The 23279-nt window shown below is 63.7% G+C and carries 19 protein-coding genes and 1 pseudogene; 3 read left to right on the top strand and 17 right to left on the bottom strand.

All coding sequences use genetic code 11. The annotated features are described in order from the left end of the window. Positions 1–2 precede the first annotated feature (2 nt). Positions 3–1298 carry an ATP-binding protein gene (locus TK49_RS01230; protein ID WP_045785089.1) on the top strand — a complete coding sequence of 432 codons (1296 nt, stop codon included), beginning with the start codon at positions 3–5 and terminating at the stop codon, positions 1296–1298. Between the two features lie 20 nt (positions 1299–1318). On the opposite strand, the gene TK49_RS01225 is transcribed toward TK49_RS01230, so the two are convergent. Further along, on the bottom strand, positions 1319–2119 hold the full coding sequence (locus TK49_RS01225) for an AraC family transcriptional regulator (RefSeq protein WP_045785088.1): 801 nt from the start codon (positions 2117–2119) through the stop codon (positions 1319–1321). 199 nt (positions 2120–2318) lie between these two features. On the opposite strand from TK49_RS01225, the gene TK49_RS01220 reads away from it, so the two are divergent. Continuing rightward, positions 2319–3494: an ABC transporter substrate-binding protein gene (locus tag TK49_RS01220; RefSeq protein ID WP_045785087.1), complete on the top strand. Its 1176-nt coding sequence runs from the start codon at positions 2319–2321 to the stop codon at positions 3492–3494. 653 nt (positions 3495–4147) lie between these two features. Here TK49_RS01220 and tcuC read toward each other — a convergent pair. Both tcuC and TK49_RS01210 read right to left on the bottom strand, forming a co-directional pair. Further along, on the bottom strand, positions 4148–5443 hold the full coding sequence (gene tcuC / locus TK49_RS01215; RefSeq protein WP_045785086.1) for an MFS transporter: 1296 nt from the start codon (positions 5441–5443) through the stop codon (positions 4148–4150). 8 nt (positions 5444–5451) lie between these two features. Further along, on the bottom strand, positions 5452–6687 hold the full coding sequence (locus TK49_RS01210) for an AGE family epimerase/isomerase (protein ID WP_045785085.1): 1236 nt from the start codon (positions 6685–6687) through the stop codon (positions 5452–5454). 272 nt (positions 6688–6959) lie between these two features. Between TK49_RS01210 and TK49_RS01205 the strand changes: the two are divergent. After that, a pseudogene (locus TK49_RS01205) lies at positions 6960–8438 on the top strand (glucan biosynthesis protein D); the annotation flags it as partial. Positions 8439–8559: 121 nt separating this feature from the next. On the opposite strand, the gene TK49_RS01200 reads toward TK49_RS01205, so the two are convergent. The 14 genes from TK49_RS01200 to copC form a co-directional block, all read right to left on the bottom strand. After that, a complete protein-coding gene (locus tag TK49_RS01200) occupies positions 8560–9552 on the bottom strand; it encodes a DNA-binding protein (protein ID WP_024979379.1) in 993 nt (330 codons plus the stop codon). A gap of 440 nt (positions 9553–9992) precedes the next feature. Continuing rightward, positions 9993–11351 (bottom strand): heavy metal sensor histidine kinase, encoded by a 1359-nt coding sequence (locus TK49_RS01195; RefSeq protein ID WP_045220135.1) that lies wholly within the window; start codon positions 11349–11351, stop codon positions 9993–9995. Between the two features lie 3 nt (positions 11352–11354). Continuing rightward, positions 11355–12032, bottom strand: coding sequence for a heavy metal response regulator transcription factor (locus TK49_RS01190; RefSeq protein WP_045220137.1), 678 nt, complete (start codon positions 12030–12032; stop codon positions 11355–11357). Continuing rightward, the gene (locus TK49_RS01185; RefSeq protein ID WP_045220140.1) at positions 12029–13003 is read right to left on the bottom strand and encodes a cation diffusion facilitator family transporter; all 975 of its coding nucleotides are present in this window, start codon (positions 13001–13003) and stop codon (positions 12029–12031) included. The genes TK49_RS01190 and TK49_RS01185 overlap by 4 nt, the downstream gene beginning before the upstream one ends. Positions 13004–13066: 63 nt before the next feature. Next, entirely contained in the window at positions 13067–16243 is a 3177-nt protein-coding gene (locus tag TK49_RS01180) for a CusA/CzcA family heavy metal efflux RND transporter (RefSeq protein ID WP_045220142.1), read from the bottom strand. Positions 16244–16256: 13 nt separating this feature from the next. Further along, a complete protein-coding gene (locus TK49_RS01175) occupies positions 16257–17834 on the bottom strand; it encodes an efflux RND transporter periplasmic adaptor subunit (protein ID WP_045220143.1) in 1578 nt (525 codons plus the stop codon). A gap of 15 nt (positions 17835–17849) precedes the next feature. Then, positions 17850–19103 (bottom strand): TolC family protein, encoded by a 1254-nt coding sequence (locus tag TK49_RS01170; RefSeq protein ID WP_024979375.1) that lies wholly within the window; start codon positions 19101–19103, stop codon positions 17850–17852. A 64-nt stretch (positions 19104–19167) separates the two neighbouring features. After that, entirely contained in the window at positions 19168–19515 is a 348-nt protein-coding gene (czcI, locus tag TK49_RS01165; protein WP_009240712.1) for a cation efflux protein, CzcI family, read from the bottom strand. Between the two features lie 221 nt (positions 19516–19736). After that, the gene (locus TK49_RS23895) at positions 19737–20015 is read right to left on the bottom strand and encodes a zinc ribbon domain-containing protein (protein WP_082076267.1); all 279 of its coding nucleotides are present in this window, start codon (positions 20013–20015) and stop codon (positions 19737–19739) included. Between the two features lie 123 nt (positions 20016–20138). Next, positions 20139–20399 carry a hypothetical protein gene (locus tag TK49_RS01160; protein ID WP_045220146.1) on the bottom strand — a complete coding sequence of 87 codons (261 nt, stop codon included), beginning with the start codon at positions 20397–20399 and terminating at the stop codon, positions 20139–20141. 152 nt (positions 20400–20551) lie between these two features. Further along, positions 20552–21244 carry a sensor histidine kinase gene (locus TK49_RS24880; protein ID WP_240479892.1) on the bottom strand — a complete coding sequence of 231 codons (693 nt, stop codon included), beginning with the start codon at positions 21242–21244 and terminating at the stop codon, positions 20552–20554. A gap of 193 nt (positions 21245–21437) precedes the next feature. Beyond that, positions 21438–21926: a DUF411 domain-containing protein gene (locus tag TK49_RS01150; RefSeq protein ID WP_045220149.1), complete on the bottom strand. Its 489-nt coding sequence runs from the start codon at positions 21924–21926 to the stop codon at positions 21438–21440. 31 nt (positions 21927–21957) lie between these two features. Beyond that, positions 21958–22887 (bottom strand): copper homeostasis membrane protein CopD, encoded by a 930-nt coding sequence (gene copD, locus TK49_RS01145; protein ID WP_045220151.1) that lies wholly within the window; start codon positions 22885–22887, stop codon positions 21958–21960. Positions 22888–22891: 4 nt separating this feature from the next. Next, positions 22892–23278, bottom strand: a complete 387-nt coding sequence (gene copC, locus TK49_RS01140; protein ID WP_045220154.1) for a copper homeostasis periplasmic binding protein CopC — start codon at positions 23276–23278, stop codon at positions 22892–22894. Position 23279 lies beyond the last annotated feature (1 nt).

Below are 23279 nucleotides of genomic sequence, written 5' to 3'. Positions count from 1 at the left end.
GCGTGTTCAAGTCATTGTTCAAGCTGTATGCGATGGTCGTGCTGGCGGCTGCGCTGGCGCTGGTCGCCGTCAACAAGTCGTTCGTCCTGCTGTTTCATGACACGCTCACGCACGGCGAGCGCGAACTGCGCAAAGGCTACGCCTTCGCCCTGCGGGAATACCTCGATCGCGCCGGCGACGCCCGCGAGGCTGCCATCGCGCGGCTGAACGACAACGCGTGGGAGAGATTCGATGTCGTCGATCCGGCCGCCGTGCCTGCGTTGTCCGCGCAACAGCGGCGCGACCTCGCCCAGGACAAGCTCGTGCTGCTGACGAACGGCAAGGACTACTACCTGCCGCTGCGGGACGGCGCCGTGCTGCACGCGCACGCCGACGACATCGACTACAGCCATATCAAGGCGATGGCCTACGGCCTGATTGCCATTGCCGCGCTGCTGCCGCTGATGCTGTGGGTGTGGTCGCACTGGCGCGACCTGCGCACGCTCGAAGAGGCCGCACGCGCCTTTGGTGCCGGCAGGTTGTCCACGCGCGCCAATCTGCGCAAACGCTCGAACGTGTATGCGCTGGCGCGCCAGTTCGACGACATGGCCGAGCGCATCCAGGGCTCGATCCAGCACCAGCGCGAGATGATGAACGGTATCTCGCACGAGCTGAAGACGCCGATCGCGCGGCTGGAATTCGGCATCGCGCTGCTGCAGTCACCGCTGTCCGACGATCAGCGCGCCGTCCGCGTCGATGCCCTGCGCCGCGACGTGCGGGAACTCGATGAACTGGTGACCGAGCTGCTTGCGCTGAGCCGCCTCGAGCAGGGCGCCACGCACCTCGTGCTGATGCGCGTGGCGGTGGGCGAATGGCTCGACAGCGTGGTCGGCAGCGTTGCCAATGACGTGGCCGATCGCCAGCTCGCGCTGGTGGTACACGCCGATGCCGCACCTACGCACCATGTATGCGACCCGCGTCTGGTGGCACGCGCGCTGCTCAACCTGATCCGCAACGCCGCACGCTATGCGCAGCACACCATCATCATCCGGGCCGAAGCGGGCCCGGCAGGTGCGCTGTGCCTGACGGTGGAGGACGACGGGCCCGGCATTCCGCCTGCCGACCGCGCGCGCGTGTTCGAACCGTTCCTGCGCCTCGATGCGAGCCGCGATCGGCACACCGGCGGCTTCGGCCTCGGGCTGGCGATCGTGCGCCGCATTGCGCTCGTGCACGGCGGCGAGGTGCGCCTCGACGCGGCGCCCGGTGGCGGCGCACGCTTTGCGGTGCAGTTGCCTGCGATGGCGATGCCGCTGATTTAGCCCCGCGGCTTCGCGGCGGCTCAGTTGGGCTCGTCGCTGCCGGGCCGGTGCAGGAACGCGCTCGGGCTGCTGCCGAAGGCGCGCCGAAACATCGCCGAAAACGCGCTCTGGCTGTTGTAGCCGAGCGCCTGCGCCACCTGCGCGAGCGGCATCCCCTGCGACATCATCGGGATGGCGCTGGCGAGCACGGCCTGCTGTCGCCATTGCGAGAAGCTCACACCCAGTTCATCGCGGAACCGCCGCGCCAGCGTGCGCGTGCTGGCGCCCACGTGGCGGGCAAGATCGTCAAAGGTGAGCGATGTGCCGGGGTCGGCCATCACGCGCTCGCACAGGGCGCGCAGGCGCTTGTCGGCGGGCATCGGCAGATCGAGCGGCAGCGGCGCACTACGGCGCAGCTCGTCGAGGATGAGCGTGGCGAGCGCCTGCTCGCGCGCCGCGGGCAAGGGCTGGCGCACGTCCATCGCGGCAATCAGCTCGCGCAGCAGCGGCGAGACCTCCATGACGCGGCACTGCGTGAGCGTGCCCGTCACCACCGACGGGTCGGCATACAGCGTGCGCAGGAAGGCGGCCTCCACGACCCACACCTCGTGCTCGATACCCGGCGGAATCCAGATCGCCCGCGAGGGCGGCACGACCCACGCCGTATCGCCGGCCTGCACGCGCAGCACGCTGTTGTGGCTGTACGCCACCTGCGCCCACGGATGCGTGTGGCGCGGGAAGCGCGTGTTGGCGTCCATCTGCCGCGTGTAAAGCCGCACCGGCCGTGCCGGCGTGGGCGGCGTGCGGCCTTCGATGTCGGTGGGCAGGATGCGCTGCGGCATGGCGGGTTTGCGACAGGGACGATCCGGCGAGTCTAAAACGGCTGGCAGGGCTTGTCGAAAGCCCCTGCGCGATGGCAGGCTATCGGCCGCGTCACCGTGTTGGACGCCATACAACGACAAAGTGGATCGCAGGACGGACAACCGCCGCGATCTCGACAAAACGCCGCCGCCCATGAGGCCGCGGTGAAGGGTGCGAATCATGCAAACGGGAAATCACGCGCGCTGCCGGAGCGCGCGCTGGCTGGCGGGCCTGCGCCGGCCATGGGGCGCCGTGCTTGCGGCGGGCGCCATGCTGTCGGCATCGGCCGCCCAGGCCGATATCAGCGTCATCCAGTCCTTGCCGCTCACGGGCTCACAGGCCGCGACGGGGCGGGCGCTCCACGCCGGCGCGCGGCTGTATTTCGACTGGCTCAATCTCGAAGGCGGTATCAATGGCGAGACCATCCGCCTGGTCGCCCGCGACGATGAACAAAAAGTCGAGCAGACCGTGCGCAACGTGCGCGACATGGCGCGCATCGACAACCCTGTCGCGGTGCTCACGGTGGTCGGTACCGCCAATGTCGAAGCGCTGATGCGCAACCGCGTGCTGGCCGAAGCGAACCTGCCGCTCGTCGGCCCGGCCACCGGTGCCTCGACCATGACCGGCGACCCCCTCGTGTTCCCCATCAAGGCGAGCTACCAGCAGGAGATCGACAAGATGGTGAGCGCGCTCGTCACCATCGGCATTACGCGCATCGGCGTGCTGTACCAGGACGATGCGCTGGGCAAGGAAGCCCTGGCCGGCGTGGAGGGCACGCTCAAGGCCCACAAGCTGGCGATTGCGGCCACCGCCTCGTACCCGCGCAATACCGCAGCGGTGGGTGCGGCTGTCGACAAGCTGCTCGACGCCGATGTGCAGGCGATCTTCCTTGGCGCCACTGCCGAGCCGGCCGCGCAGTTCGTCAAGCAATACCGCGCGCGCGGCGGCGGCGCGCAACTGCTGGGACTGTCGTCCATCGACCCCGGCATCCTGCTCAAGGTGGCGGGCATCGATGCGGTGCGCGGCTATTCGCTCGCGTTGGTGATGCCCAACCCCGGCAAGGCCGTGAACCCGATCATCCGAGAATTCAACCGGGCGCGTGCCGTGGTGGGCGCCAAGGATGTTGAGCCGTCGTTCCGGGCAGTGGAGGGGTTTGTTGCCGCCAAGGTACTCGCTGAAGCGATGCGGCGTGCGGGGCCCAAGCCTACGCGGGAGCAGGTGCGTCGCGAACTGGCGCACCTGCGCAACTTTGATGTGGGCGGTGGGTTTGTGGTGGATTTTTCGGACCGGTCTCGGCCTGGGTCGCACTATGTGGAGTTGGGGGTGGTGGGGCCTAATGGGTTGGTGATTCAGTAGGGGTTTTGGGGGGGTGTTGCTTGATTTTGTTGCTGGTGGCGCATCCCTTGTATCGTCCCCTGCCGGGGCCGACTTACTTTTCTTTGTCTTGCCAAAGAAAAGTCAGCAAAAGAAAGGCGCGCCCGAGATGGCGACCCCCTCCTTGGATTTTTGTAACCGTGCGGAGACGGGAAAAACTCGCTTCGCTCAGACAGTTTCCCGTCTTTTTTCCGCCCGCTTACAAAAATCCAAGGCGCCATCTAGGGCAGGAACGTCAAAGGCCACACCGTCGGTGTGCTGACGTGGGTGGCTCTGGATTGTGTTGCTGTTGCTCGCTTTGCTTCGCGTTGTGCTGTGGATTGCTACGGCACTGGTAATCGATGGTTTGGCCTTTCCCTGCCCTGTGCGGCGCCTTGAATTTGTGTGAGCGGGCGGAAAAAGGAAGGAGGCTTGTCTGAGCGCAGCGAGTTTGCCTCCTTCCCCGCACGGTCACAGAAATTCAAGGAGTCTTTCGCCGCATCGGGCGCGCCTTTCTTTGCTTACTTTCTTTGGCAAGACAAAGAAAGTGAGTCGCCCCCGGCAGGGGGTGAAACAACGGATGCACCACAAACAAAAAAATCCCCCAGAGCCAACACCCCAGGGGACCTCCATACACAGCAATCAGCACCAGCCAATCAGGACACAGTCGCCGCCCCATGCACATGCTTGCCGGCCGGCTTGACCACCGCCAGCGTGGCAATCAACCCACACAGCGCAGCGAACGACACCCACACGCCCGGCATCGCCTTGTTGCCGGTAGCGTGGATGAGCCACGTGGCAATCGCCGGCGTGAAGCCGCCAAAGATGGCGGTGGCGAGGCTGTATGCCAGCGAGAAGCCCGTGGTCCGCACGGCCGGCGGCATGATCTCGGTGAGGGTGACGACCATTGCCCCGTTGTAGCTGCCATACAGGAACGACAGCCAAAGCTCCACCGCCAGCAGTCGCGCGAACGACGGTGCGCCCACCAGCCACACCATGGCCGGATAGGCCGTCAGCAGCATCAGCACCGTAAAGAGGATCAGCAGCGGACGGCGGCCGACGCGGTCGGACACCGCGCCCATCACCGGCAGCCAGAACAGGTTCGATGCGCCCACGCACAGCGTGACGATCAGGCTGTCCATGTCGGACAGGTGCAGCACGCTCTTGCCGAAGGTCGGCGTGTACGCGGTGATCAGGTAGAACGACACGGTGGTCATCACGACCAGCAGCGTGCCTGCACCCACCAGGCGCCAGTTCTCGACCATCGAGCGGAAGACCTCCGCCATGTCGGGGCGGTGCTTGCGCTTCTCGAATTCTTCCGTCTCGCGCAGCGAGCGGCGGATGATGAACAGGAACGGCACGATCAGGCAGCCGACCACGAACGGGATGCGCCAGCCCCATGCGCTCACTTCAGTCGGCGGCATCGCCAGCGAGAGCAGCACGCCCAGCAGCGCGGCAAACATCACGGCCACCTGCTGGCTGCCTGACTGCCAGCTCACGAAGAAGCCCTTGCGGCCCGGCGTCGCGATTTCGGCCAGGTAGACCGACACGCCGCCCAGCTCCACGCCCGCCGAGAAGCCTTGCAGCAGGCGTCCGATCAGCACGAGCAGCGGCGCGGCCAGCCCGATGCTGGCGTAGCTGGGCACCGCCGCGATCAGCAGCGTGCCGCATGCCATCAGCGCGAGCGTGAGGATCAGCCCCGCGCGGCGGCCGTGGCGGTCGATGTACGCGCCGAGGAAGATCGCGCCCAGCGGGCGCATCAGGAAGCCCGCGCCAAACGTCACCAGCGAGAGCATCAGCGAGAGGAACTCGTTGCCGGCCGGGAAGAAGGTGTCGGCAATGGCCTTGGCGTAATAGCCGTAGACCATGAAGTCGTACATCTCCAGGAAGTTGCCGCTGACCACCCGGAAGATGGCGCGGGCCTTGGATTCATTGGGGTTGTGGGTATGCATGATGTGTCTCACTCAACAGCTTGGGTACAACGTGCGGACGAGCCGGACAGGGCTGCCCGGATCGCCTCGTAGAACGTGGTGATGTGGTACGGCGTGCTCGACGGCATGTCGGCGCGCAGGCGCTGGCCCGTGGCGTCGATCACCTCGTTCCAGCCGTGCGCGTGCAGGAAGCGCGCCGACCACGCCGGCAGCATCTGCGCGAGCATCGCACCGTGCGTCCCGGTGCACAGCGCCAGCGCGCGGCCGTACTCGGTTTGCGCCCAGATGCGCTGGCTCGCGTCGCGCGGCGTGCCGTCCAGGTTGAGCGCCAGGCAGACGCCATGGGTGTCGGCATCCACGCCCAGGCGGCAGGCGCTGTCGACGGCGCGGGCCAGCGTCTCGGCCAGCCGGCGCCCGGCGCCGGCGCGCGAGAACACCTCGGCATGCGCGCGCACGAGGTAGAACCATTCGAACTGGTGGCCGGGCTCGATGCGGTTGTCGGTGTTCGGCGCGTCGATCGGCAACTCGGTGATGCTGCCGGTGTGCGTGTCGATGAAGCGCGCGAGGATGCCTTCTGCCAGGGCGTGCACGCGGGCTTCGGCCCAGGCGGGCGCCTCGCGCAGCGCGGCGGCGGCCAGGTACGCCTCGGTCAGGTGCATCACGGGGTTCTGCGCGACGCCTGACACGGTCTGGCTGAAGGTGGCGTCCATTGCTGCCACGGGTAGCGGCGTCGTGCCCACGTGCGCGAAGCGATGTGTGATCACGTCGTGCGCGTCGCGCATGAGCGCGGCGGCACGCGGGTCGTCGCTCACGGCCAGCCAGTGGGCCGCCGCAAACAGCACGAACGCGTGCGTGTACAGATCCTTCGTGGTGTCTTGCGGCGCCAGCGCGCTGTCGATCGCGAACACCCACCCGCCGTGGAGGGTGTCGCGAAACCGTGTGTCGAGTGCGTGGCACAGAGCGGCGGCGCGTTCGGCGCTGACATCGCGGTGCCGGGCGGAAAGCTGCGTCGCGCGGGCGAACGTGTACAGCTGCCGCGCACACGCCATCGCCCGGTAGCGCGAGGCAGAGGCAGGCACCAGCGCATCGCTGCCCTGGACGAGCGCTTCATAGCAAAGGCCGGCCTGTGCATTCCAGCCGGGGCCGAGCCACATGGGCAGCAGGACGTCGTCGTAGTACCGGTCGAAGGACTCCAGGGCAGCCGCAAGCGCGGCGGACGGCTCGGCCGGATCGGGCTGGGCGGGCGAGGAGGGCGTTGGAAACATGTGCGCCGTGATGATCGTGGCGCCGGGCCTCAGCGGTGCGTGCCTCGGCCGGCGGGAGCGGGAGTCAGTTCACCATAGGCGACGCACGGGCGTTCCACGTGTGAACGGACTCGGGATTGTGCTCCAACTGGCCGTGCGATGCCACGCCGATCTGTCCGAAACGTGCCATTCCCGGCCATGCCGCAGGGTTGTGGGGCCAATGAAAGGTTCGACCGGGAGACTGGCCGGGCGCGGTGTGCGAAGATGAGTGACCCCTGGCTCCGCTGTCTTCCATGCATCGTCGCGACCTGCTCAAGCAGTTGGCCGCCGGGCTCCTGGCCCTGGCACCTGGAATGTCCCGCAGCGCCCCCGGCGCGTCGGAACCGTTTGACGAAGCCCGCCTCCTGGCGCGCGCCCGGGCCTTGGCGGCCCGGCCATACCGGCCGCGCGGCATACAGCTTCCGCCCGCCGTCGCCGAGCTCGATTGGGACGCATATCAGTCGATCGGCTATCGCCCGGATCATGCGTTGTGGGCCGCGCAGCAGTTGCCGTTCGAGGCGAGGTTCTTCCACCTGGGCCTGTTCTTCAAGTCGCCCGTGCGCCTGTATGAAGTCGTGGACGGCCGGGCGCACCGCATCGCCTACGACGCGGCGATGTTCGACTACGGCAAAAGCGGCCTCGACCACGCATCGCTGCCCGCCGATCTCGGTTTTGCGGGGTTCCGGCTGACCACCCGCGCGGACCCGACGCGCGACGTGGCGGCGTTCCTGGGGGCGAGCTACTTCCGCGCGGTGGGCGGGCAGTGGCAATACGGCATGTCGGCGCGGGGGCTGGCGATCGACACCGGCTTGCCGCGCGCCGAGGAGTTTCCGGACTTCACCGAATTCTGGCTGGTGCGCCCAGCGCCCGATGCCGACGTCGTGCGGGTCTATGCGCTGCTTGATTCGCCCAGCGTGGCCGGCGCCTACCGCTTCGACATCCGCCCCGGCGACACGCTCGTCATGGATGTCGGCGCCACGCTGTTCGTGCGCAAGCCGATCGAGCGGCTCGGCATTGCGCCGCTCACCAGCATGTTCCTCTACGGCGAAAACGACCGCACCGACCGCGCAGGCGATCGCCACAGCGCGGCGCGACGCTGGCGCGCGTCGGACTGGCGCCCGGAGATCCATGATTCCGACGGCCTGGCCATCTGGCGCGGTTCGGGCGAGTGGGTCTGGCGCCCCTTGGCCAATCCGCCCATGCTGCGCAGCCAGCGCTTTGCCGACGACAGCCCGCGCGGCTTCGGCCTGCTGCAGCGCGACCGCAATCCCGATCATTACCAGGATGACGGCGTCTTCTACGAGAAGCGCCCAAGCGTGTGGGTCGAGCCCACGCATGGCTGGGGCGAGGGCGCGGTCGAACTGGTGGAGCTGTCGGCCAACGATGAAACCTTCGACAACATCGTCGCGTTCTGGCGGCCGGCCGTGGCCCCGCATGCCGGGCAGGAACTGGCGTTCGGTTATCGGCTGACGTGGGGCGCGCAGCCCGCGGCGGCCTCGCCACTGGCGCGTGTGGTCGCGACGCGCACGGGCATTGGCGGCGTGGTGGGGCAGCCGCGCAAGTACTTCTCGTGGCGGTTTGTCGTGGACTTTGCCGGCGGTGAGCTGTCGCGGCTGGGGCGCAGCACGGCGGGATCGACTGTGGAGCCCGTCATCCGCGCCTCGCGCGGGCGGGTGGAGATTGCGTCGGCGCGGCCGCTGGCGAGCATCGATGGCGTTCGGGCGATGTTCGATGGGGTAGTCGTCCTTTTCGCGCAAAATCTGGCGGTTTCGTCTGAATTTCCTTTTTAGATCAGTGACTTGGAAATTCAGCAATTTCGCGGCAGTCGTCCTTTTGATGCAGAATCTGGCGGTTTCATGCCGCCGGCGCCGCTACTCCGAGCTGCGCCCGGTAGTCAGCCAGTAGCGTCTGCTGGGCTTCGAGCCGTGCTGCCAGCTTGGCCAACTCCGTCGCCGTCTGCTCACGTTCCGCACGCGAGGCCGCAAGCTCATCGGCCTGGACCTGCACCGTCGCGCGCAACACATCCCGTTCCGTCTCCGCCCGCGTGTGGTCGGCGTGCGCTTGGTTCAGCGCCGCCAGTGTTTGCTCGCCGCGTGCTTCCAGTTCGCGGGCACGCTTCGTTGTGGCCCCGGCTTCGGCGACCAGCCTCGCGCCATCCCTGTTCAACTGCGTGATTTCTCCCTGCTTGACGATCAGCGCCTGGTTGGCCTGCCGGATTTCCGCCTGCAGTTGCTGGACCTGCTGCTCGTGCCGGCGCGCGTTCTGATCCCGCTGCTCCTTGCTAGCATTGCGGAAGTGGTCCAGCGCCTGGTGGGCGTGCTGCAGCTTTTCCTCCAGTGAGCGTCGGAAGCCTTCATGTTCGGCCAGCCGGGCCGTGAGGTCCTGAACCTGCTGCGCAGAGCGCTCCGCCTCGATGGTGCGCTGCTGTAGCGCCGCTTGCGTGTCGCTGTGCGCGGCCCGCTCCTTGGCAATGGTGGCATGAGCCTGCGCCAGTTCGGCGCGAAGCGCGACGAGATCTGCGGACAGCTTGTCGGCCTCTGCCCGGACTTGCTGGCGCTGTGCCGTGGCGGCCGTGACCTGCTGGTCGACCACCGCCTGCGCCTCTTCGTGCAGGCGCGCCGCCAATCTGCCCACCAGATCCAGGATGGCGTCGGAGGTGGTGCCGGCCCGCTTGAGCGCCGCGCCTTCCTCTTCTTCCAGTTCCTTCAGGTAGCGGTGGATCGTCGTCTTCGAGCCGGTGTTACCCAGCGCGATACGTATCGCATCAATCGAGGGGTGTTGTCCCTTGGCGAGCAGCGAATCGCGAGCACGCTTAATGTCAAGACGACTGAGTCCGGCACGGGCCATGGCGTTAGAATTTGATACTGTGGTACGTACCATGTATATACGTACCTAATTGACGCGTCAAGGTGATTGGTTTGAGTCGAAATCTCACATGTGATAATGGCGGATTATCACGTGTGAGGATCCTCGCGTGGGGCTTCAGTCCAAACCTTCGGTACGAAACTCCAGAAAAGCGCGATTCTCGAAATGCTGGCCGCACGCAGCTGTCTCACGGCGGAAGGCGACAGTACGTTGCGGCCTGCAACGCGAAAACTCACCTTGCGTAGCCGTGGTTCGTCGCTGGGCGAGATGCAGAGCGCCACACCCCAAAAACGTTCACCTTTTCACGGGCAGCGTATGGTGGTGCCCCGGCAGCCAATCTCCGCTGGTCTGGCATCTGTCGGGCCGGCTCGCATGAGTGTCCGATGCCAGACGCCAAGTATCGCTATACGCGCACAAGCTCGCTAATTGACGAACGGAAACCGGAGCGAGAACCGGGTGACGTTGCCAGGTAATGTCGCGACCGATGCAATGCCCGCATGCAACTCCATGATGGATCGCACGATGGCAAGCCCTAAACCGGTCGACTGATCAGAGTAGGAACGCGCTTGGTCGCCACGATAGAACCGATCAAAGACGCGTTCCCTATTCTCGTCCGGTATCGGGATACCCTGATTCAATACGTGCACTGTAACGGCGTCTTCATCACGCTCGCAGTTCAAGCCCACGATCGATCCATTGTCAGCATGGCGGACCGCGTTCGAGAGCAGGTTGCCCACGGCGCGCCGGAACATGCTCAGGTCGGCACTCACGCTGCCGGACGCCGAGACCTCAATCTTCACGCCCGTGTCTTCACCCAGCACGGCAAAGTAACTCGCCAGCTTGGACAACTCGGAGCTGAGCTCGATTGGCACACGATCCAGTTCGACCGTCGCCGCGTCGGCGCGTGCCAGGAAGAGCATAGAGTCAATCAACCGCGAGAGGCGCTGATATTCCGCCAGGTTGTCCTCCAGCAGGGTCACGTAGTCGGCTGCTTCTCGTTCACGCGAGAGCGCCACCTCGGTGTGGCCGATCAGGTTGTTCAATGGCGTGCGCAAATCGTGCGCGAGATCGGCGGAAAAACAATACAACCGCTCGTAGCCCGACTCCAGTCGCTCCAGCATGGCATTGAATGCGACACCAATTTCGTGGACTTCCGTTGGCGCACTGGGAGCGTCGACGCGATAGCTGAGTCGTTCGACGTTAATTCGGTGCACCTGCTGAATCAATGTCCGTGCTGGCCTGAGTTCTCGTCGGGTGATCAAGGCGCCCAGAAGCGCGGTGAGAACCGCGCCCACCAGAATGCCGACGGCGATGCTATTGCCCAGCCGGGTCACCACCTGGCGCCGATCGTTCCCGCTCTTGGCCACCGATACCGTGGCGAACGGTACGCCATCACTTGCCTCGACGATACGCTTCCCAATGATCCATGTGCCGTCGTCATGAATTCCGGACCTAGTGGCCGCCAGATCGAAATCCGATCGCAGGTCGTCAGCCGTTCGATAGACGAGCCTGCCTTGCGGTGTTCGAAGTCTCAACGCCAAACCATCGTATCCCCTGACCAGATCGAACAAGCTGTGTTCGAATTTCTCGGTCTGCTCAAGGCTGCCTGCGTCTCGTACCAAGTGGCTTACCTGCGTTAGCTTGGCCTCGATGATTTCTACGTCCCTCGAGCGTAGTTGAGTATCCAGGGCGTAGTAAGCGTAGGCCCCCATGCTGGCCAGCGCGAACGTGACCAGGATTGAGAATAGCGAGGTCAGCCGACCGATCAGTGAACGCGCCACGTCTTATTTTCCGCGATGAGGATCAAGGACATAACCCATGCCTCGGACGGTATGGATCAGTTTGGTATCGAACGGCTCATCGAGCTTGGCGCGAAGACGGCGTATCGCCACGTCCACGACGTTCGTGTCGGTATCGAAGTTGACGTCCCAGACGTGCGAGGCGATGGACGTGCGGGAAAGCACCTCCCCACTACGGCGAGCCAACAGATGGAGCAGGACGAACTCCTGGTTGGTCAACTCCACCTTGACGCCGGCGCGTACGACTTTGCGGCCAAGGACATCGATATCGAGATCGCCGACGCTCAGATGCTCGGATTCGCGACCGCTGCTTTGCCGCAGGCAGCGGCGAATTCTGGCGAGCAGCTCGGCAAACGCGAACGGCTTCACCAAGTAGTCGTCGGCGCCGAGTTCGAAACCACGTACCCGATCGGCGACGTCATCCCGCGCCGTCAGAAACAGAACCGGGACATCGCTCTTCTGTCGGATCATCTTGATCACGCTCCAGCCGTCCGCACCCGGCAGCATGACATCCAGCAGGATCAGGTCGTACCGCACCTCACTGGCGAGATGCGCCCCGTCCATGCCGTTTGCGGCAATATCGACAACAAATCCGGATTCAGTCAGGCCCTTGAGCAGGTATTCCGCGGTTCGAGCCTCGTCCTCGATGACCAGTATTTTCAATGAGAGTGTCCTTGATGACTGTGGCGTTCGTCGGGTTGGCCGCTCGTCGCAGCAGCAATAGGCTCGCTGGGCAGGAAATGCGCCACGGTATCCGCCTGCGCGCACGGCCGCAGTTCGAACTGGATGGTGATATGCGTGATGCCGAAGCGCTCGGCAAGCCTGTCTCGGGCGACCGGCAGTATGTCGCGTTCGGGATTGACGGCGGGATCGTTGACTAGGTGCGCCGTCAGGCTTGCCTTGCCGCTCGTCAAAGACCACACATGCAGGTCGTGCATGCTGCGAACGCCGGGAATCGTCAACAGCGCCTGCTCCACGGATGGCAGGTCGATATCCTCCGGCACGCCTTCAAGCAGAATGTTGATGCTGGATTTGAGCAGGATCCAGGTGCGAGGCAGCACCCAGAGTCCAATCAGCACGGCGATAGCCGAATCGACCCAGGCCCAACCGGTGAACCGGATGACGATCGCAGCAAAAATGACGCCGATCGAGCCTAGCAGATCGCTCCAGACTTCCAGGTAGGCCCCCTTGATGTTGAGGCTCTGTTCCCGGCCGCCTGCAAGAACTCGCATGCTGACGATGTTGACAGCGAGGCCGATGGTGGCGATCACCAGCATGCCCGACGATTGCACTTCGGCAGGCGCGCGCAAGCGCTGATACGCCTCGTAGAGGATGTACAGCGCTACCCCAAACAGCAATAGCGCATTGAAAGCCGCCGCCAGAATTTCAAAACGGTAGTACCCGAACGTCCGCTGCTTGTCCGCCGGCCGCTTGCCGATCTGAATCGCTGCGAGCGCGATGGCCAGTGCTGCGGCATCCGTGAACATATGCGCGGCATCGGAGATCAGCGCCAAGCTCTTGGTCAAGATGCCGCCGACCAACTCGGCGACCAGAAAAGTGCTGGTCAGCGCGAGCGCGATCTTCAATGCACGCTCGTTCCCGGTTGCATGGCTGTGGTCATGTCCTGCGCCCATGGCGAAAGCTCCTTATGTAAGAGGCGCGGACCATCGAGGTCCGCGCCGGCGACTCCATCTCCGTTAGGCAGTCCGCGGTGCCATCTCGCCCGCACGCTCCGTCTCCTCGGCTTCGTCTTTGCGGTGTGCCAGGCGATAGAGGACCGGCAATACCAGCAGAGTCAGTGCCGTCGATGACAGAATCCCCCCAATGACCACGGTGGCCAGCGGTCGTTGCACCTCGGCTCCCGTTCCCGTCGCAATGGCCATGGGGACAAAGCCAAGCGAGGCGACCAGCGCCGTCATCAACACAGGCCGCAAGCGCGTAAGGGCCCCGGTGCGGATCGCGGTATCGAGCGATTGGCCTTCTTCGCGCAGCGATCGGATGAACGACAGCATCACCAGGCCGTTGAGCACTGCGACACCGGAGAGCGCGATAAAGCCGACCGCTGCCGAAATGGAGAGCGGTATGCCTCGCAACCACAAAGCGAGAATACCGCCGGTCAACGCAAACGGAATGCCGGTGAACACGAGAAGCCCGTCTTTCACGTTGTTGAACATCGCAAAGAGCAGGACAAACACGAGCAGCAGCGCAACCGGCACCACGATCTGCAGCCGCGTCGTTGCGGACTGCAATTGCTCGAACGTACCGCCCCAGGTTATCCAGTACCCCGTGGGAATCTTGACCTGCCGCTCAATTGCGGCCTCGGCCTCCGGCACGAACGACCCAATGTCCCGGCCTCGCACGTTGGCGCTGATGACGATGCGGCGCTTGCCATTCTCGCGCGACACCTGATTTGGCCCGGGGGCCAAGTCGAGCGAGGCCACTTCACTCAAGGGGATATAGGTCGTCTTCGACTCGCCGGCACCGTTTTTGGGCAGTGGCACCGGCAAGCGGCGCAGTGCCTCCAAGTCACCCCGCACGGCATCGGGCAGGCGCACCAGAATGTCGAACCGTCGGTCGCCCTGGAAGAACGTGCCTGCCTCCTTCCCGCCGATCGCAATCGCAACCGCGTCCTGCACATCGCTCATGTTCAATCCATACCGGGCCGCCTTTTGGCGATCGATGTTGACCGACAGCATGGGAAGCCCAGTGGTCTGTTCGATCTTGACTTCCGTAGCACCCTGTATGCCTTGCAATACCGCCGCAACCTTGCCGGCTGTTTCATTGAGCACATCGTTGTCGTCGCCGAAAATCTTGATCGCCACATCGGAGCGAACGCCGGAGATCAACTCGTTGAAGCGCAGCTGGATCGGCTGCGAGAACTCGTAGTTGTTGCCAGGAATCTTCTCAGCTTCCGCCTGAATCGCACTGAGCAGCTCCTCTCTTGTCTTCTTTGGCTTGGGCCACTGCGCCTGCGGCTTGAGCATGATGTAGCCGTCCGAGATGTTGGGCGGCATTGGGTCGGAGGCGATTTCCGCCGTCCCGGTACGGGCGAAGATGCGCTCGATCTCGGGGAACTTGGCCTTGAGCGTCGACTCGACCTGCTTTTGCATCTCCAGCGATTGAGACAGGCTCGTCCCGGGAATGCGCAGCGACTGGATCGCGATGTCGCCCTCGTTCAAATTCGGCACGAACTCGCTTCCCAACCGGGACGCCACGGCCAGGCAGAAGACGATCGCAATGCACGCGAAAGTCAGTACGACGGGCGTGTTGGCCAGGGACGCTTCGAGCATCGGCTGATAGCGATGCTTGGCCCACTCCATCAGCCGGTTTTCCTTCTCCGCCACCTTGCGCCCGATAAACAGGGCGACCGCCGCCGGCACGAACGTCATGGACAGCACCATGGCAGCAAGCAACGCCAGTACCACCGTGAACGCCATGGGGTGGAACATCTTGCCCTCCACGCCAGTCAGGGCAAAGATCGGCAGGTACACGATCATGATGATGAGCTGGCCGAAGAGCAGCGGTCGCCGCGCTTCCCGCGCGGCCGCAAACACCTCGTGGAAACGCTCGCTGCGGGTCAGCTCTCGCTTGTGGTGCTCCTGCGCGTGCGCCAGGCGACGCACGCAGTTCTCGACGATCACCACCGCGCCATCAATGATGATGCCGAAATCCAGCGCCCCCAGACTCATCAGATTCGCACTGATCTTGTAGCTGACCATGCCGGTGAACGTGAACAGCATCGCCAGCGGGATGACCATCGCCGTGATGACAGCGGCGCGGATGTTGCCCAGGAACAGGAAAAGAATGGCGATAACGAGAGTCGCGCCTTCGAGCAGATTCTTCTTGACCGTAGCAATCGCCTTGTCGACCAGCACGGTCCGGTCATACACGGTCACGGCCTTGACGCCGGCGGGGAGCGTACGATTGATCTCCGCCATTTTCTTGTCGACGGCCTGGGATACCGCCCGACTGTTCTCGCCGATCAGCATGAACACTGTACCCAGCACGACCTCCTTGCCGTTCTCCGTGGCGGCACCGGTGCGCAGCTCCCGTCCGATGTCAACATCGGCGACGTCGCGGATGCGAATGGGCTGCCCTTGCGCCGTGCCCACGATGACGTCGCGTATATCGTCGAGCGATTTGACCTGTCCAGGGGCGCGTACGAGGTACTGCTCGCCGCGGCGCTCGATGTAGCCGGCGCCGACATTGCTGTTGTTCTTGTCGAGTGCGCTCACCAGATCCGTGAGCGTCAGCCCGTAGGAAGCCAGCCGTTCCAGGCTGGGCGCAACCAAGTACTCCTTGGCGTAACCACCAATCGAATTGATTTCGGTCACGCCGGTCACGTTGCGCAGTTGCGGCTTGACCACCCAATCCTGAATTTCCCGCAGATCGGTGGGCGTGTAGGCTGCCCCGTCGGGCTTGCGAGCGCCGTCTTCCGCTTCGACGGTCCACAGGTAGATTTCCCCCAGCCCCGTGGAGATTGGACCCATGGCGGGTGTGACCCCGCCGGGCAGCCGTTCCTTGGCCTCCTGGATCCGCTGGTTCACCAGTTGGCGAGCGAAATAGATGTCCGTGCCGTCCTTGAAGATCACTGTCACCTGGGACAGGCCGTACCGGGACAGCGAGCGCGTCTGCTCGAGCCCCGGCAAGCCGGCCATCACGGTCTCGATGGGGTAGGTAATCCGCTGCTCGGTCTCCAGCGGAGAATACCCAGGCGCCGCTGTATTGATCTGCACCTGGACGTTGGTAATGTCAGGCACCGCGTCGATAGAAAGCTTCCCGTAGTTGTAGACGCCGAGCGCCGCCATGCCGAGCACGGCGAGGATGACGAGCCAACGTTGCTCAATGGCAAACCGGATGATGCGTTCGAACATGCCCGTCTCCGTGTCAGTGCTCATGCTCGGCGCTTGCCTTGCCGAGTTCGGCTTTCAGGACGAAGCTGTTCGCGGCGGCATAGCGCGCGCCGGCGCTCAGGCCTTCTGTGATTTCTACCACCTTGCTCGCGGAGCGCCCGGTCGTGACCGGCTGGGCGACGAAACCGCCCGGCACCGCAACGAACACTGCCGGCTTGCCATTGACCTCCTGGATCGCATCCGCCCTGACTGCAACAGGGACTTGAACGGCTGGCCACAAGACCTGCACTGTCACGAACAGGCCGGGGCGCCAAGCCATGCCGGGGTTCGCCAGCGTGACGCGCGCCTTTGCCGTACGTGTCTGTTCGCCCAGCAGCGAGCCGACATAGGACACCGTGCCGGTCGCCTTGCTGTCGAAGGCGGTCGAACTAATCGTGACCTGCTGACCGACGCGCACATTGCCCAGATCCTTGGCCGCCACAACGAACTCCGCCCACACGGAGGACAGGTCGGAAATCGTGAAGACGTTCGCATCCTCCTTGACAGCTTCACCGATTGCCAGATGCTTCTCCACCACCATGCCGTCGAATGGTGCACGCAGTTCGAATCGGTTCAGGGCCGTCGTGGCCGGCGCGGCCCCGATCGCAACCAGCTTTTGCTGCGCGTTCAGCACGGCGATTTGCGCCTCCTGCAGTGCGGTCTGGGCCTGCAGGTAGTCCTGCTCCGCGGAGATCTTCTCTTCCCACAGGCGCTTCTCGCGCGCGTAGGTCGTTTGAGCCAGGCTCAAGCGCTTCTGGGCCGCAAGCAGCTCGCTGCGTTGCTCGGACAGTGCGGTGCTCGCAATGACCGCCAGCACCTGTCCGCTCTTGACTTGCTCGCCGATATTGGCGGGGACACGCTCGACGACCCCCGCAAGACGCGGTACCACATGCGCCGTACGGTCTTCATTGAAGCGGATTTCACCCGGGAATTGCACGCCCGATTGGACTGCTGCGGCGCCTGCGACTTCCACACCCACGCCGGCTTTGGCGATCTGGTCGACTGTCAATTCGATCTTGCCTTCCTCCTTGGAGAAGGCAACCGTCATCGGTTTCTGAACGCCCGGCAACGTGACGGACGCGGTCGCGTCAAAAACGTGGGGCTCGGCAATGGCGGCCTCGCTCTCCAGGCTGTCTTTCGTGGCCTTGAAGCCGATCGGCGTCGATTCGCCGGTCGCTCGCTTGATGGCGCCACTGGCCGAGATATTGGCAACCAGGGGCTTGCCGTCTCGGACCACCCACAGCTTCAGCTTCGGCTCCCCACCGTCCTCGGCCATGCCGAACTCGACGGTAGCGTCGCCTGCAGCGTAGACATTACCGCCGTGTGGGCCCTTCTTCGGCGCGTCATGGTGCTCCTGGTCGCCATGTGTTGCCGCGTCTTCATGCTTGCCTTGCGACGGCTCGCCGTGGTGTTCGCGGTCCTGGTGACCGGCAGATTCTGCGTGTTCGGCCGCCTCGCGAGCGGACTCATTGCCCTCTGTCGAGGGCCCCAACAATAGAACGGTGCCGGTGGCGATCAGGCCAGCAGCCACTAGAGCTGCGATCGCAGTCTTCTGCTTATTCGTGATAGACATGGTTCGGATTCTGAGTTAGCGGCCTAACAGGCGGTCGATGGTCGTCACGGATTGATAGACCTTCGCCAACACGTCGAGATAACGGATACGTGCTTGGAACAACGTTCTTTGTGCGTCCAGCACATCCAGAAAATTGAACTTCCCGGCTTCGAAGCCCCGTGCCGCTGCGCTATAGGCTTGCTCGGCGGCCGGCAGGATCGTCTCTTTGAGCGTCTGCGCGGAGCGACGAGAGACCGTCAACTCGTTCGACGCTTGCTGCATCTCATTTGCCAGCCGGATGCGATTAGCCAGCACCTCGTCCTGCGCCTTGTCGGCACGCCGGATGGCCTCGTACAGGTTGCCTTGATTGCGATCGAACAAGGGCAGCGGAATCGACACGCCTAGCACCGCCATGTTGCGATTCGCGCTGTTGTCGCGCTTGGCGCCCACGCTGACGGTCACATCGGGGTATTGGCGGCTGCGCTCCACGCCCACCAGGGCTTGCCGGCGATCCAGCTCGACCTGGTCGGCCAATACGAGCGGCGAGTGGTCGAGCTCGGTCAGCAGCTCCGTGAGACCGGGCCGTGACGGCAGCGCGTCGAGGCTACCCTGCGCCGCGGAGAACTGCGGCGTGGCGTTGCCCCAGAGCGCTGCAAGCGAGGCCCGTGCGGAACGCAGTTCGGCGTTGGCGTTGTCGAGTTCGAGTTCGGCGTTGGCTTGCTCGACCTTTGCCTTGGTTTCTTCGACCGGCGAGATCTTGCCCGCTGCCACTCTGCGCGTTGCTGCCTGCGCGCCCTTGGCGGCCAAGTCCGCCGAGGCCTGCGCGAGCTTGACCCGTTCCTGGGCAACCAGCACTTCAAAGAAGCCGCGAATCACGTTGGATCGCAGTTCGGCCCGCGTTGTCGCCAGTTGCGCTTGCGCGAGTTCCCGGCCTTTTTCGGCCGCGACGATACGCGCCGAACGCTTGCCGCCCAGCTCCACAGGAATATTGAGCTGTCCGGTCGTCGTGCGCGACTCCGAGCGCGTGTCCTCCATGGTCGCGGCCACTTCGGGGTTGGGAATGGTGCGTGCCTGCATGACCGCACCTTCATTGGCATCGACTTCTTTCTGCGCAGCAGAAAGCGTGAAGTTACCTGCACTCGCCAATTCCATGGCGCGCTCAAGCGTCAAAGGACCAGGAGCCTCCAGTACTGTGCCGGAAGAAACAAGGGGTGCCGCGTTGGAATTCGCAGCAAAAGATGGGCTGATCACAACAGCCGCTAGCCCAAGCGGCAAAAATAGTCGTCGCATCGAATTGCACCAGGATACAAACCGTGGGAATTCGGCGAGACGCAGGTTCAGTGGGTCTCGCCGTCTATGTGAGACGGCGCCATTGGGGGCGATCCGGTGCGCGGGTGCTAGATGAGGTCAATTTCAACGCATGTGAAACGGGCGGCGTCTGGGCGCGATCGACCGTGTCGAGGCGAAGTGGCTGACCGCAGGCCATTGCGGCGGAGACCAGATGACATACGCCGCAGTCCGTATCGATCACGGCCTTCTTGTCATGCCCCGCTTTTGTGCTGGATTGATGGTGGTGCTCGTGGTGGCCGAAATGCCACTTGGATTGGCTGGCCTCTTCATGCTGGCAATAGGCGGCCGCTACCGCCCAGTTGAACTGGAATGGCAGGATCAACAAAAGCAGGATCAAGCAGAACCGCCGCATGAATGGCTGAAGAAGTGTTGGCTGGCGCGCGCAAATGGCACCGCTTTACGAATTTGCGCGTCAGTTTACTCGAAGAGCGGGATACGGATGATGACAGGGCGAGGTCTAGCGGCGCGCGCGCCCAACACAAGACTGCATCCGGGAGCGAATCCGGCGGCTACGACCGAGACCAAAAGGCCTGCTTGTCGGAGAGAGCCGCGCAGTGCACGACGAGGTCGGCGCTACAGCGCGGTGCCGCATTCGGCACAAAATTTCGCGCCCGGCTGGGCCGTGCTCCCGCATTGACCACACACCACCCCGGTAAGTGATTTTTCGCACTGCGGACAAAACCGCGCCCGCTGCGATGCAATCGAGCCACACCCGAGACAAGTAAGCCCAGGATTCGAGGGGATCGACGCCTGGGCGCGTTCGCGGGCGTCGCCATGACGTCTGCCATGGTGACCGCCGTCCAGGCGATGGCCACCGTGGTGGCCACCTAACAATCGCTTGAGCAAACTCATGCGTTCACATCCGGGATGTTTTGGAGCGATACCATCGAGGACAAATGACTACCCGATATGGCGCGCCACTATCGAGGAACCACATAGTCTCGGACTTCGGCAGACATCCTTCCAAGGGCTGAATTACAGGCCGCTGGTGTAGACGTCGCGTTGTGCCGAGCTTGCACCGTCGGTATAGACGTCGCGCTGCGTGATGCTCTGGCCGTCGGTGTAAGGATCGCGCGACTGGATACGGCCACCGTCGGTGTACGGGTCGCGCGGGCCTTGGGTACGAGCGTTTTCCAGAACCGAGTTGAGCAGAGCGTTGCTGCCGGCAGCAAGCGCGGGCATCGCCGACACAAACAGCAGGATGCCGGCAATCGCAATCTGGGAAGTGGTCTTCATGGCTTTGTTCTCCGTGTCAGTGGTCAACCACCGTGGTTGACCGTGTGAGCAGTCTACGGAGACACCACCTACACACTCATGACGATGTCATTACAATCTCGTCATGTGAGCTCGACCGTAGTCGCGCGCTCATGCCGTTGCCGCTGGCGCCATCACGATGGGTCAGGCTGCGAGGCAAGCTCGCGTAGCGCTCGCAGCGTCCTGTCGGCGACAGTCGCAAGTCGCATGAATTCTTCCAGGTTGGAGCGCAACAGCACCTCGTATTCTTCGACGCTGCGATGAGCCATCAACGTCACTTCCGTCTGCACGGTGAGATTGTGCAGCGGTGTGCGCAGGTCGTGATTGAGGTCTGCGTAAATGGACCGTGCAAGCTCCAGAGCCTTTTCGTGCCGCGCCAAGACGGCACACAAGGCATCGACCCACGGTATGAAGTCAGTCGGTACGCATTTCTGTGGTGGCAAATCGGCTATGCCAACGCGGTGGCCCTTGGCAACAAGACGCCGCATTGGCAGCATGCCGCGAAGGACTAGATAGTGGACGCCCAGACCCACAATCAGCGCCAAAACTAAAGACCAGGCGAAATTCCAGGTGATAAACGGCGTCTGTGCAGCCGGCGCATAACCTCTCTGCCAAACCGCTTGGACGGTCAACGCTGCCAGCGCGCCCAAAGTTGCCAATCCACCAGCCTGCCACGCCAGTGAGCGGCGCACACGCGGAATACGAAGTTTCTTGAAGGCCTGCACGATAATTTCCTGTTGCTGGAGAGGGTCAACGGCATCGAGGTGATTTGGCCGGGTGGCGGGCGAGCAAGGTTCGGCGCTCCCCCAAGCGCCGTCTTCGACCATACCTTCGGCGCAGATACCATGCGAACCTCGGCATGATGACGATCCAAAAGATGAGAACCGGCGTCCCGTCCGTGTGAATGCTTGCCGGAAGATCGACGGGAGACATCCCTTTCACGGGTGGCCGTCCCTCGCCACGCGCATGGAGATCATCAACGGACCGTTCATCGCGGGCCTTTTGCGGTACTCGTGCGAATCAGTTGTAGGCCTGATACACGGTCGATTGACCGTCGGCGCCAATGAGCAGCACGTTGTAAGGCATGCGGCGGCCGCCGTAAGCGGGACCGTTCATGCCTGGCGCGCCCAGTGGCATACTCGGCACCGCAAGTCCAACCGCTTTTGGCCGTTCGCGCAGCAGCCGCTTGATCTCGCGCGCCGGAACGTGCCCTTCCATGGCATACCCCTGCACGATGCCGGTATGGCAAGAAGCGTAGCGCTCAGGAATCCGCGCCTTCTTCCTGGCTTCAACCGTGTCTTCGACATCGTGCGTCACGACGTCGAAACCGTTGTCTTGCAGGTGCGTGAGCCAGTCTTTGCAGCAGCCGCAATTGGGCGTCTTCCATACCTGAATCACGGGTTTCGCTCCGACCTTTTGCCCCAGAGCCATGGCCGGCAGCAGTACTAGACCCGCAACCATGAACCGTCTTATCGCGGACACTGGCGTGGCGATCTGCGATTTCATCATCGTCGTTCCTCCTGCGAACAGGTAATCAGTATCAGGTTCCAGGCGGCGAAAGCACGCCAAGCCAGGCGACCAAGGCCAAAATCAGTACGGCAAGGCTGGCTTCCGTGACCAGACTGCGGCGCAGCGCCATCACCGCACTGGCGTGGTCTGCGGCCCGAACCGCCGCCTCAAGCCGCGGGCTCAACCGATAACGATTGGCCGCGGCCAGTCCGAGCATCAGCGCGAACAGAGCCAGCTTGATCAACAACAAGCGCCCGTAAAGCGTGGAGAACAGCCCGTTAATCGTCGGCCCGACGATCAAAAGATAGTTGAACGTCCCGGTCGCCAGCAGCGTGGCAACGATCAGCGTCCCAAGACGCGCGAAGCCATTTGATGTGTGGCTAAGGATTTCCACCGCTTCCGAAGAGGCCCCTTGCCTTGTTGATGCCAGCAGCACAAACGCTGCCAATGCTCCGACCCAGGCGCCAGCGGCCAAAACGTGGGCGATATCGAATACGAGATGAAGGTATCCCCTCGCACCGTCGTCCATCGCCCCATGCCCGGCCCAAGTGACCGTTACCAAAGCCACCGCACCCAGCCCGGCACACACGCCGAAGTTAGGCGCTGGGTGCTTCCGCAAACGCGCAACGGCGACCAAGCATCCGGCCAGGGCCGCCAAACGTACCATCCAGGCTAGGCCAACCGCGGTGCTGGTCAGCAGCATGCCAAAGACATGGCTGGTCAGTTCAGCGTAGTCGGTGGCCCCCGTCATCGCCTTGGCCATCACAACGAAGCTCCAGAGCGACAGCACGATGCCCAAAGCGGCAGTGACTCCGATGGCTCGGACGTATCGGCGCGCAATCGCCGAGGCCCGGTGATCGGGCCGCAACGCCTGGACTCCGAACAGCGAGACCCCGAACAGGATCGTCAGGTCCAGGTACAACCCAAAGCGCAGGGCGATATTGAGCCAATCGTCCGCCATGGTTTTACTTCACCTTGAACGAGAAGTTTCCCGTCATCGGGTGGGTATCCGACGAGACCGCGCGCCACTCCACCTTGTACGTCCCGGTCGTCAACGGTTGTGCGGGCGTAATGATCATCGTCTTGGCGTCGTCGCCGGCGGAGACTTTTGCAGCAACCTTCATCGGGTTGTGTCCCGACATGCCGGGCATCTCCGTCATAACGAGGTTGGCCCCCGAGAATTGGGTCGTGAGGGTCTCCGAGAACTTCAGCTCGACCTTCGCCGGCGCGGTCACTTCCGCCTGATCAGCGGGCGTCGAAGACAAAAGCTTGGGATGCGCGAACGCTGCCGAAGCCAGGAGCGCCAGGGACGTGCCAATGATGGCCTTGGTAGCAAAACGAGACGTGAACATA

Origin of the sequence: Ralstonia mannitolilytica (assembly GCF_000954135.1) — a bacterium.
GTDB classification, from domain to species: Bacteria; Pseudomonadota; Gammaproteobacteria; order Burkholderiales; family Burkholderiaceae; genus Ralstonia; species Ralstonia mannitolilytica.
This window is presented reverse-complemented; position numbering and strand designations above follow the sequence as displayed.